The organism is Catenulispora acidiphila DSM 44928, from assembly GCF_000024025.1.
Taxonomy (GTDB): domain Bacteria; phylum Actinomycetota; class Actinomycetes; order Streptomycetales; family Catenulisporaceae; genus Catenulispora; species Catenulispora acidiphila.
Window position 1 is genome coordinate 3,292,036 of the sequence record NC_013131.1, and the last position, 9,868, is coordinate 3,301,903.

Below are 9,868 nucleotides of genomic sequence, written 5' to 3' on the forward strand. Positions count from 1 at the left end.
TTCATGGGCGACCTGCCGAAGCCCGGCAACGCCGGATACGAGGAACACGCCTCGCCGCACGCGATCCGTGCGCACCTGCTGGACGCACGGACCAAGCGGCGGCGTGTCCTCGCCGAGTACGACAGGACAATTAACTGGCTGGAGGAGCTGTTGCTCGACCGGACGCAGCAGGTTGCCGACGGGCAGTGGCCGAGGAGGGATGAGCGGTGATTGCTTTGTCTGCTAACGCCGAGCTGCTGTTGCGTGTATTCGCTGCGACGGCCGGCCCGATCGGAATGTTCGAGGCGGCCGACGTCCTGCTCGCGCCGAACCCTGGTGACCGGCCGGAATACTTCGGCAGCGCGTATGACCTGCTGATTGCAGGCGCCAGCCTGTACAACCAGGGCTGCATCGACCGGGTGGTTGCTGACGGCGTGAACGGCGACCTGTACGAGCCCACCGAGGTGGGGCGGCGGATTGCGGCAATGCCGTGGCCGAAACGGAATGGGAGGGCTTGGCGGTGACCGACGACTACCTGGACCGCCTGGAGCACCACCTCGGCGCCTACCGCGGGGGCGAGGACAATGGGCGCAAAAACCGTGGAAGGCGGACGGCGATGTCTGAACCGATCAAGCCGATGACCGCAGCCGATGAGGCTCGCGCGTGGATTCAGCGTCTCGTGCGGATTGCCGACGAGTGCAACGCGCAGAACGAGGCCGAAGCAATCCCCGAAGTGAACTGCCCGCCGACGCACGTCAGCGCTGTGGTTCGGCTGAAGCCGTTGCCCGACGGGCGCGTGTCGGTGTACGAGCCCGGCGTCGAGGTCACGCCGGATCGGCTGCGGGCGTTCCTCGCCGAGCACGACGAACAACGCGACCGTGGCGAGACGGCGGAACGCGCACTTACCGAGCTGCAGCAGCGCCTCGGCGAGACGGCCGAGGAATGGGGTGTGCGACGCGCCTGGAGCGAGAACGCCGAGACTCGCGAGGGCTACGCCATTTGCGAATCCGAGGAGCACGCCGGTGCTGTTCTGGACCATTACCGGGCGGTTGATCGGGCTGAGAGGAGCCTCGTTAAATCCGCGCTGGCGTGGCGGATTGTCGGCGAGTGGAGGCTGGCCGAGCAGCAGCCTGAGGGTGGCGCTGGGGATCCAACGTGAGCGGCTGGTGGCGTCTCCTTGCCTCCGTGTCGGTCGGCGCGCTAATCCCGCTGGCGGCTGGGATGGGTTGCGCCCTGCTGGGTCTCGGCCCGAACTGGTGGATGGGCATGTCCGCGGCCCTCGGGCTCGTCTGGGCGTTGACGCAGAACCGGATCCTTGACAGGGCCGGGGCCGCGTGGACGGAGCTGTGCGAGGCTGCCGGCGAGGTGCCGGCCCTCAACGACGACGACGCCACCCTGCTCGCATTGTTCGCGATGCATTCCAGCCCTGTACGCGTAGCGTGGCCGGTCAAGATCCTGAACCCGTGTCCGGACTCGCGGTGGTGGCCGTACCCGTGGCGGCACTGCCGTGTCATGTTCGCCTGGGGGTGCCGAAACGCCGAACTGTTCACCGGGACCGAAAGGCTCGCCGGCAAGAACCTGCTGCAGCGCACCGAGCGCGGCCGGTCGTGGGACGGGACGAGCGTGTACGAGGCCACCGGGCTCGGGCGGGACGTGGCGGCGAGGAACGCTGAGGTGCTGATGGCTGGGCGGATGGAGGAAGCAGCATGACTGAAGTGCGCGAGGTTACCCAGTGCCGCCACTGCCGCGGGCCGGTGAAGCGCGACGAACTCCACGACCACGCCGGCGAGCGGAACGACTGCTACGCCGTGTGGACCTGCGTGAACCCGAACTGCCAGTCCAGCAGCGATGTCGCGTTCATGGTCTGCAGCGGCGGCGATGATGCAACCGAGGAGGAAGCATGAACGTCTGGCGCTGCGCGCGTTGCGGGAAGCTCAACGAGAGCGAAGCCTTCGTCCTCTGGGACGACGACAACAGCTGCTGGTTCCAGGTCGGAGACAAGTACGGCAGCAACGAGCCCAAGTGCCACGGCTGTCTTGCGAACATCTACACGAACCCGGAGCTGATGGGCCAGATGTACCGGCTCGAACCGATCGAGGCGCCATGACTGAACACGACATTCCCGCGCTCGTTCAGGTACTCCAGCTCACCAAAGGACGCCCGGAGTGGAGCGCTTGGGATGCTGACGGCAACTGGTACTACCTGCGGTACCGCCTTGGGTCCGGCACCGTTCACATCTCACCTGGGGGTCCCGCGTTCGGTGCCAGCGATCAGGACTTCGTGAACGCCCTCGACGCGGCGAGGCTGCTCACCGACTTTGTGTACGGCAACGTCAGCGACGGCGAGATCACGCTGCCCGCGTTCCTGCGCATGGCCGGCATGCGAACGGCGGCGTGACGTGAGCAGGACGTTCTGATGACCCGCACCAAGAACACGATCCGCGCGGACGAGAACCGGCCGTCTGCTGCCATCCTGGAGTCCGCCCGCGAGGCCCGCAGGCTGGCGGCAGGATCGGGTGCGTCCGCTACCGCCACGCTCATCGTCTCGGGGTCGTATTCGAACTGCGGGTTCTGCGGCGCCCACGCCTTCTCCCATCAGGAGACGCACGAAACTGTCGCCGGCTACGGGCCGGCGCTTCCCGGCCGTGGCGCCCGGTTCACGGCCATTACATCCGACAGGATCCACATCGACGACGAACTGGGACAGCGACTAGCACAGATGCGCCCGGATCTACCCGTAGTGGACTGGCTTAACCGAGGAGTGGACATGCCCGACGCCGTAACCATCAGCGCTGGCACCGCCGTGCCGGCACGGTCGTGCCCGAAGTGCGGCTCCGACGACACCGCCATGAACTACTGCGACGGCTGCCGGTTGCGGCCGTACTCGGCCTACGACGGCAACCACCTCGACAACAAGTGCGCCGACGGCGACACAGAGCACTTCCACCGAAGCTGCGGTCGCTGCCGCTATCAGTGGCGCACCGACGACGTGATCAACGCGCGGGAGGTGTGCAAGCGGTGACTGCCGCCTGGGTCGCCTGCGAATGCGACGCCACCCCCTGCATCTGTTACATCCCGCCGCCGCAGATCGGGCCGGCCGATCGGGCCGAGGCGGAACGGCTCCGCGACGAGATGGCTGCCAGCGGGTCGGACGCCCGCGCATGGTTTGCCAACTTCATTGATGAGAACAGCGACGAGCTTGCTGAGGCGTTGTCGCGGCCGGTGGAGGACCTGATTGCCGAAGCGCTCGCAGCCCGGGAGGGATCATGACCGACACGTCCGCAACGAATCCCGAGTGGATCCCGGTCTGGTACGGCTACGACCGCGAGTTCCTGGTGCGCTTCACCGACGCCGACAACCGTCGCCACGACTGGCACGTCCGCTCTGACAATTTCGACGGCACGGGCCGGCGGCGCCACATGGCCTGGCATGCGTGGCCTGACATCCCGGACCCGGAGCGGTGGGACAAGCCGGTGTTTCTGCACCGCCGTCTTGCCGACGCGAAGGACGAGTTCGCGCTCGTGGTCATGCAGGGCTGGCGGCGCGGCTTCGGCTACACCGAAAGTGTCACGGGTAGCCCGATCTACGGGCGCGACAGTGCACGTCGTGAGCGGAGATTCCTTGTGGCCGAGCTGCACGGCCGTGGTATCTGCCCACGGTGCGGCAAATTGGTGCACGTCCGAACCGACGGGATGCTGAACGCGCACAACCGGCCGCGAAGCCTGGACCGGTGCGACGGGACGCACGGACCTGCGGTAGCCGAGCTCAAGACGCTGGCGCAGATGGCGGAGGCTGGGCTGTGACGGACATTGTGGAGTTCATCAAGGCGCAGATGGCCGTCGATGAGCAGCTGGCCCTTGCGACCACACCGGTCCCGGTGCCCGGCAGCTGGAGAGCGGCGCAGGACAAGCACGCGGCCGACGATGCGCCGCTGTCGCTGATTCAGGGCCGCGACGAAGACGAGTTCCACGACCCTGACAACATCGGCTACAGCTACGGCAACCCGGTCATTGTCCACGCCGCTGACTGGCAGGACGAGGCCGAGGCGAACCTGCGACATATTGAGCGCCACGATCCTGCGTCGGTACTGGCCGACGTGAAGGCGAAGCGGGAACTGCTAAGGCACGCGGCCGAGCTGCGTGAGGTTGCAGCGCTTACCGAAACCTGGCTCCTAATGGATGCGGCAGTGGGAATTGAGCGCGCCTTGGTTGCGGCCTACGCCGGCCGGCCCGGATTCAAGACCGAGTGGAGCCTGCCGTAACTGTCGAGTCCCGCCCCCGCTGGGGCAAAGCCGGCGTGCGACTCACCGAGCAGGAAGCCGCCACAATCGACTTCCGCAACGCCTGCCGCGCGACCGAGGCAGCGGAACGTGCCGAGCGTGATAAGGACGCCGCCTACGGGTCGTGGAAGGCCGGTCGGCTCCGTCCCTACCTAATTACCTACGCGCTGGACCGCCACGGCCTGTACGGGCCAAGGGTGGACGTAGCGTGCGGCACGGAGGAACCGGCCGCGGATGAGTGGGAGGCGGGCGTCCGCTACCCGACGTGGCCGGAGTTCAAGGCGCTGGCCGCGCTGACCTTGTACCCGCTCGGGCATTTCCTGCGCGACGCCAACCCGATCCCGTTCGAGTCGACGTCGATGCGGTTCCATTTGAAGCCGGGCATGAAGCCTCCGCCGGAACCGATCCTGTGCTTCGAACCCGAGGCAATCTGGGCAGCGACGCGCACGCCCCGCTGTCCGTGGTGCTGCCGTGGCGTGCAGACGGTAATGCCGGAGTGCCTGTTCTGTCCGCATTGTGGGGCCGCGCAGATGGACGGCGAGGCTGTGCGCACGGTTGGCGGGGAGGGGTTCGCACAATGCCCGGACTGTGGCGGGCGGTGGCCAGCCGAGACGGCCGCCGTTCCGGCGTGACGGGGGCAGGGGCGGCGGTAAGGCGGGTGGCGGGGCCGGGCGTCAGGACTCGGAGTTGTCTGGTGCCGCCGACTTGCCCTTACCGCCGGTTCGGCCCTCGCTGATCTGCTGCACGCGGTTGCGGTCAAGGCCAAGAAGTGAGCCGATCTCGGCAAGGCTTTTGCCCTCGGCCCGAAGTTCCTTCACGGCTTCCTGTCGGATCTGACGTGCCTGGGGCATGGCCTCGGTGCGCATGGTCTCCATGAACGCGGCGGCACGCTTGGCGCGGTCTACGGGGTCCGCAACAGCTGCGATGTCGGCAAGTGCTTCGTTCATCTTGGCCTCCGGGGTCTTCATCGGACCAGTGTAGTGGGTACGCTTGACAGCGTAGTGGGCACCCACTACAGTAAGCAATAGAAAAAACGCAGGAACCCACGAAGGAGACCGAGATGACCGCCACGCAGACCCTGACCCAGACGATCAGCACCGTCCGGTCCAACTACGCTGCCCTGCGCCGGCTGAAGGTCTCCGGCGGTCGCACCGCGGCCACCACGAACGCGATCTCCCGGCGCCGGAACGCCATCGAGGCGGCGTGCAAGAACCTGCCGCGCAACGTGGCCGGCGACCTGGCCTACGAGAACACCCTGCTGGAGAACATGGCCGTCTCACGCCGCAACGGCGTGCAGCGCCCCGAACTCGCTGCCCGACTGGCGAACTGCCGTCGCGACATCAACGCCGGCGCCTGACCGCCCCCGCCAGCCACCGGACCTCGTGCCCGGCGGCTGGCGCAGGTGGTTGAGACGCCAACCAGAACCCACCGACGAGACCAAGACTGGAGCCTGACATGGTCGCAACAACCCCATCCGGCAAGGTGATCACCTGCGATGGCTGCGGAGCCGCCATCGAGGAAGTCCGCGAGAACATGAAGCACCCGGTGCTTTACCCGCACCAGTGGGCCGAACCGAACGTGATCTACATCGTCTGCGCGCCGCTGCCGGACGGCACGCAGCCATGCCTGGACCTGGCGCGCCTGAGCGACGAGCTGTTCGAGAACACCAAGTGCCGCGTGCCCGGCTGCAACGGCGACCGCTGCCACCTCGCGAGGAGGGCTGTGAAATGACCACCACCCCCGACCCGAAGACCGTGCGCGAGATCGCACGCAAGCACATCCAGTCTGGCCGCGCCGAGATCGACGCCACCATCGTTCAGCACTTCGGCCCCGGCCTGCTTGGCGCCGATGAGTACTGGGCATGGGAGCGTGCCGTCGAGGACGAGCGGCGGAAGGCGGTCGTCACCGTCGCCGTGTCGTGGCCGGACGAGGAACCGCAGGAGTTCGAGTGCGAGGTCTGCACGAAGCCGATCACGGGCTACCCGTGCATCCTGTGCGAGCACGAGCCCGACCCGTGGGCAGCGCACCGTTGCGACAACTGCGAGGGTGTCGACCCGGGGTCGTGCGTGGCGAACGTAGGTGCCGTAGTTGCCGTCGCCGAGAAGCCGCAGGACGAGCGTGACCTGTTCGCCGACATTGCAGACATCACTGCCTGGCTGGACTCCTCGAACCCGTCAAGCAAGCACGAGGATGCGATGCGCGTCATGAAGCTCGGCGAGGAGGTGGGAGAAGCCATCGCCGCATACATCGGGCTGACGGGTCAAAATCCGCGCAAGGGTGTCACCCACACCATGGACGACCTGCTGAAGGAACTGGCGGACGTGGCAATCACCGCACTTGCCGCGATGCAGCACTTCACGCAGGACGAGGCCGAGACGCGGGCGCATATGGCTGCGAAGGTTCGGCAGATCATCAGCCGGTCGGCCATTCGCACGCGGGCCGGCGCCGAGGCGCAACTGGCTAATCTGGAAGGCGGCGAGCGCTGATGTCCAAGCCGACCACTCCGCACCTGTGGGAACCGGAGCACCCGTACTACTGCGCCGCCGGCAACTTCTTCAAGGTCGGCTACCACGACAACTACCCGACCTGGGGCGACTTCATCGCAACCGCCGCCAGCTGGGACCTCGACATGGACCTGTTGTTCCGTTGGGACTGGCGCAAGCCCGACGCGGGCGTGATAGGCACGCTGAGCCTGTACTTCATCCGCCAGCGCAAGGGATACAACTACTCGCTCAGCGTGCCAGTTCACCCGGACGAGGAGCCTGAGGTGCGTGCGTACCTACAGGTCCGGCTGGATCATCTGGTGGCGATGTGGGCGCCGCTCGCGGTCGCGACAGATGCGGGGGCGTCCTGATGTTCGTCAAGCCGATGCCCCACGACGGCTACATCAACGAGGTTGCGTACCAGCTCACCCAACTCGGCCACGAGCCTACGCAACAATGGACCACGTCCCCGGACGGCGAGCAGCTCGACGGCGTTATCGTCTTCGACGACGCGGACCCAGCGCTGTGGCCCGACCACGTGTGGCTCGGCTGGGACCAGCACAACGGCTGGGCGCTGTGCGACAACGGCACCCGCGCCCTGTTCCCGCTGGACCTCGACGTCTACGCCGCACCCGGAGCTGTTGCGGTACGCGCTGCCGACCGGTTGACGGGGCGGCAGGACACCGATGTGGATGAGGACTGGGACGGTGCTGCGGCGCTGGCCGAGGCGGTCCGTGCGTGGGAGAAGGAAGGCGCGTTGTGATCGGGCCTGAACGTCCGAACCCGACCGCCGCCCGCAGCCGCGGCGAACTCGCAGCGATGATCCGCGCCGGCGCCGAACCGAAGTGGCGCCTGTTCTTCGGGCACCGCGCACGTATCCCAGGCGTCGTCGACGAGGCGTGCCTGTCGCAGTGGTGGCCGGCCGAGTTCCGCATCGGCAGCATCACCTACTTCACCGCCGAGCATTGGATGATGGTCTCGAAAGCGCAGCTGTTCGGCGACTCCGACGCGTGGGCGCGAGTCCTGTCCACCCGCGACCCGGCCGTGGCCAAACGTGCCGGACGGAACGCCTGCGACTTCGACGAGACCACGTGGGCCGCGGTTCGGTTCGGCTTGGTGGTCGCCGGTAACTACGCCAAGTTTGCCCAGAATTCGGACCTGCGTGCGTTCCTGGCCGGGACCGCCGGCGAGGTGCTTGTGGAAGCCTCCCCGTATGACCGCGTGTGGGGTGTCGGCCTGGCGGCGTCGCACCGGGACGTGCGGGACCCGGCTGCGTGGCCGGGGCTGAACCTGCTGGGGTTCGCGCTCATGCGGGTCCGGGAGGAACTGATGGCGCGGCCGGACCATACCGAGGAGACATCATGACCGACACGCCGACGGAGCCCTACGCCCTCAGCGACAAGGGTCTCGAAGAAATCCGCCGCCGCGTGACCGGCACCTGCTCCTGCTGCGGCGAGAACGTCCACGACTTTGATACCGCCGATGTACTGGAGTTGCTGGACGACGTGGACCGGCTCCGCAGCGATGCTTACGCCGAGGCCGTCGAGAAGTACGCAACCGACATGGCCGAGCGTGCCCGCATCCGGTCGATGGAGATCCGCGGCGGCACGTTCAACCTGTCCCTTGAGGACGCGCAGGAGATGTGCGCTGCCTACGTTGCGACCGCCCGCACGATGCTCGGCGACGCAGAGAACTACTCCGAGACGCGCGTCGACTTCCCGAAGGAGAAGTGCGAGCTGGAGGTGAAGCTCGCTGGCGAACTCGACCAGTACGTGCTTACCGCTCAGCGGGCCGGGAAGCTGACGCCGCACGAGGCGCGGGTGAAGGCCGAGGAGGAGGCGGAGCAACTGCGCGAACAGGGCAAGTACCTGCTAACCGGCGTGGAAGTTGTTCTGCTGGACCACGCCAGTGAACTGTCCGACCCTGCTGCGGACCCGAACCTGACCGAGCTGGCCGTCCGCTACCTGACGGAGGCCGGAGACGGGGCGGACGCTGGGATCCGAAGCGCGGTCGAAAGGGAGGTTGGCAATGGTTGACCTGCTGCTGGATGAGCGAACGATCCTCATTTACCTGGCTGCGGCAGCCGACTCCGGCAACGCAGAGCACGTATCGCTGAAGGGCATCCTCGGTCCGGACAAGGCCGATCTGCCGCGCGAGCAGTTCGATTCGAGCGACTGGGAGCGGATGGCCGATCTGTACTTCGCCGTTCGCAACCTGCTTATGCTTGGCCTGGTTGGCGGTATCGCGGCTGACGGCGGCGAGCATCTCAACCGGTTCCGGATTACCGATGCCGGTCGGGACGAACTGGCTGCAAACGCCAAGGAAAGCAAGCGGCGAACGACTGATCCGGCGTTCGGCGGCTTTCGCGTGGGCGAGAACCCGTGGATCACTCACTGGCGCTGGGTTGCCGTGGGGAAGGGCGTCGTACTCGACGACTTGCAGAAGATGCACCAGAACGAAACAAGGGGCGGCGTCCCGACCGGGAAGTGCCTATGCGGTCTTCCGGTGCCGTGCTCGACGGCCGAGCGGATTGGGGTGTACGCGGCGGGACTACGGGACCCGTGCGACTGCCGGCGCGGCGGGGGCGGTGCGTGTCCGATGATCGACAGGAGTGAGGCGGATGACTGAGATCACCTATGTGGTTGGCGACGCCACGGACCCGGTTGGCGACCGCCCGCAAATCATCGCGCACATCGTGAATGACGTCGGCGCGTGGGGCGCCGGCTTCGTACTGGCACTGTCGCGACGCTGGCCGGAACCCGAGGCGCAGTACCGGCGCGTGTTCCGGGAGTCGATGGAGAAGTGGGGCCGGTTTCCCGGCTTGGATGCTGTGTTCATGGTGAAGGTCGGGGAAGGGCTGCACGTCGCCAACATGGTCGCGCAGCATGGCACCCGGGGCCGGGACAATCCGCACCCGCTGGACTACGGGGCACTGCGCAAGTGCCTGCGGATCGTCGGCACGGGCGCGTTGATGATGGGCGCGAGCGTGCACATGCCGAGGATTGGGTGTGGGCTGGCCGGCGGCAGATGGGGGCTGGTGGAGCCGCTGATCGTGGAGCAACTGTGCAGTCGCGGAGTGCCGGTGGCGGTGTACGACCTTCAGTCACCTGACGATGTGTCACCCTAAT

General features: G+C 67.0%; 22 protein-coding genes. 21 read left to right on the forward strand and 1 reads right to left on the reverse strand.

The features are described from left to right. Positions 1-3 precede the first annotated feature (3 nt). The 12 genes from CACI_RS14465 to CACI_RS45525 are packed head-to-tail and all read left to right on the forward strand — an operon-like array spanning position 4 to position 4,889. The gene (locus CACI_RS14465) at positions 4-210 is read left to right on the forward strand and encodes a hypothetical protein (protein WP_143765242.1); all 207 of its coding nucleotides are present in this window, start codon (positions 4-6) and stop codon (positions 208-210) included. Beyond that, positions 207-503: a hypothetical protein gene (locus CACI_RS14470; protein WP_012787112.1), complete on the forward strand. Its 297-nt coding sequence runs from the start codon at positions 207-209 to the stop codon at positions 501-503. The genes CACI_RS14465 and CACI_RS14470 overlap by 4 nt, the downstream gene beginning before the upstream one ends. Then, a complete protein-coding gene (locus tag CACI_RS14475) occupies positions 500-1,138 on the forward strand; it encodes a hypothetical protein (RefSeq protein ID WP_012787113.1) in 639 nt (212 codons plus the stop codon). Before CACI_RS14470 ends, CACI_RS14475 begins: the two co-directional genes overlap by 4 nt. Next, positions 1,135-1,689: a hypothetical protein gene (locus CACI_RS14480; protein WP_012787114.1), complete on the forward strand. Its 555-nt coding sequence runs from the start codon at positions 1,135-1,137 to the stop codon at positions 1,687-1,689. Before CACI_RS14475 ends, CACI_RS14480 begins: the two co-directional genes overlap by 4 nt. Next, entirely contained in the window at positions 1,686-1,883 is a 198-nt protein-coding gene (locus CACI_RS14485; protein ID WP_012787115.1) for a hypothetical protein, read from the forward strand. The genes CACI_RS14480 and CACI_RS14485 overlap by 4 nt, the downstream gene beginning before the upstream one ends. Then, on the forward strand, positions 1,880-2,086 hold the full coding sequence (locus CACI_RS14490) for a hypothetical protein (protein ID WP_012787116.1): 207 nt from the start codon (positions 1,880-1,882) through the stop codon (positions 2,084-2,086). Before CACI_RS14485 ends, CACI_RS14490 begins: the two co-directional genes overlap by 4 nt. Continuing rightward, the gene (locus tag CACI_RS14495; protein WP_012787117.1) at positions 2,083-2,376 is read left to right on the forward strand and encodes a hypothetical protein; all 294 of its coding nucleotides are present in this window, start codon (positions 2,083-2,085) and stop codon (positions 2,374-2,376) included. Before CACI_RS14490 ends, CACI_RS14495 begins: the two co-directional genes overlap by 4 nt. A gap of 18 nt (positions 2,377-2,394) precedes the next feature. Further along, the gene (locus tag CACI_RS14500) at positions 2,395-3,000 is read left to right on the forward strand and encodes a hypothetical protein (protein WP_012787118.1); all 606 of its coding nucleotides are present in this window, start codon (positions 2,395-2,397) and stop codon (positions 2,998-3,000) included. Continuing rightward, positions 2,997-3,248 (forward strand): hypothetical protein, encoded by a 252-nt coding sequence (locus CACI_RS14505; RefSeq protein WP_012787119.1) that lies wholly within the window; start codon positions 2,997-2,999, stop codon positions 3,246-3,248. Before CACI_RS14500 ends, CACI_RS14505 begins: the two co-directional genes overlap by 4 nt. Continuing rightward, on the forward strand, positions 3,245-3,781 hold the full coding sequence (locus CACI_RS14510; RefSeq protein WP_012787120.1) for a hypothetical protein: 537 nt from the start codon (positions 3,245-3,247) through the stop codon (positions 3,779-3,781). Before CACI_RS14505 ends, CACI_RS14510 begins: the two co-directional genes overlap by 4 nt. Further along, on the forward strand, positions 3,778-4,239 hold the full coding sequence (locus CACI_RS14515) for a DUF6221 family protein (RefSeq protein WP_012787121.1): 462 nt from the start codon (positions 3,778-3,780) through the stop codon (positions 4,237-4,239). The genes CACI_RS14510 and CACI_RS14515 overlap by 4 nt, the downstream gene beginning before the upstream one ends. A 35-nt stretch (positions 4,240-4,274) precedes the next feature. Further along, positions 4,275-4,889, forward strand: a complete 615-nt coding sequence (locus CACI_RS45525; protein WP_143765243.1) for a hypothetical protein — start codon at positions 4,275-4,277, stop codon at positions 4,887-4,889. Positions 4,890-4,931: 42 nt separating this feature from the next. On the opposite strand, the gene CACI_RS14525 is transcribed toward CACI_RS45525, so the two are convergent. Beyond that, positions 4,932-5,225 (reverse strand): hypothetical protein, encoded by a 294-nt coding sequence (locus CACI_RS14525; RefSeq protein WP_143765244.1) that lies wholly within the window; start codon positions 5,223-5,225, stop codon positions 4,932-4,934. 92 nt (positions 5,226-5,317) lie between these two features. Between CACI_RS14525 and CACI_RS14530 the strand changes: the two genes are divergently transcribed. The 9 genes from CACI_RS14530 to CACI_RS14570 all read left to right on the forward strand — a co-directional run bounded on the left by CACI_RS14530 (position 5,318) and on the right by CACI_RS14570 (position 9,867). Beyond that, a complete protein-coding gene (locus CACI_RS14530; protein WP_012787124.1) occupies positions 5,318-5,614 on the forward strand; it encodes a hypothetical protein in 297 nt (98 codons plus the stop codon). A gap of 98 nt (positions 5,615-5,712) precedes the next feature. After that, a complete protein-coding gene (locus CACI_RS14535; RefSeq protein ID WP_012787125.1) occupies positions 5,713-5,988 on the forward strand; it encodes a hypothetical protein in 276 nt (91 codons plus the stop codon). Then, positions 5,985-6,743 carry a MazG-like family protein gene (locus tag CACI_RS49135; protein ID WP_012787126.1) on the forward strand — a complete coding sequence of 253 codons (759 nt, stop codon included), beginning with the start codon at positions 5,985-5,987 and terminating at the stop codon, positions 6,741-6,743. The genes CACI_RS14535 and CACI_RS49135 overlap by 4 nt, the downstream gene beginning before the upstream one ends. Next, entirely contained in the window at positions 6,743-7,111 is a 369-nt protein-coding gene (locus CACI_RS14545; RefSeq protein ID WP_012787127.1) for a hypothetical protein, read from the forward strand. Before CACI_RS49135 ends, CACI_RS14545 begins: the two co-directional genes overlap by 1 nt. Continuing rightward, a complete protein-coding gene (locus CACI_RS14550) occupies positions 7,111-7,503 on the forward strand; it encodes a DUF6292 family protein (protein ID WP_012787128.1) in 393 nt (130 codons plus the stop codon). Before CACI_RS14545 ends, CACI_RS14550 begins: the two co-directional genes overlap by 1 nt. Then, on the forward strand, positions 7,500-8,105 hold the full coding sequence (locus CACI_RS14555; protein ID WP_012787129.1) for an NADAR family protein: 606 nt from the start codon (positions 7,500-7,502) through the stop codon (positions 8,103-8,105). Before CACI_RS14550 ends, CACI_RS14555 begins: the two co-directional genes overlap by 4 nt. Continuing rightward, the gene (locus tag CACI_RS14560) at positions 8,102-8,776 is read left to right on the forward strand and encodes a hypothetical protein (RefSeq protein ID WP_012787130.1); all 675 of its coding nucleotides are present in this window, start codon (positions 8,102-8,104) and stop codon (positions 8,774-8,776) included. The genes CACI_RS14555 and CACI_RS14560 overlap by 4 nt, the downstream gene beginning before the upstream one ends. Next, positions 8,769-9,368 (forward strand): hypothetical protein, encoded by a 600-nt coding sequence (locus CACI_RS14565; RefSeq protein WP_012787131.1) that lies wholly within the window; start codon positions 8,769-8,771, stop codon positions 9,366-9,368. Before CACI_RS14560 ends, CACI_RS14565 begins: the two co-directional genes overlap by 8 nt. Next, positions 9,361-9,867 (forward strand): macro domain-containing protein, encoded by a 507-nt coding sequence (locus tag CACI_RS14570; protein ID WP_012787132.1) that lies wholly within the window; start codon positions 9,361-9,363, stop codon positions 9,865-9,867. The genes CACI_RS14565 and CACI_RS14570 overlap by 8 nt, the downstream gene beginning before the upstream one ends. Position 9,868 lies beyond the last annotated feature (1 nt).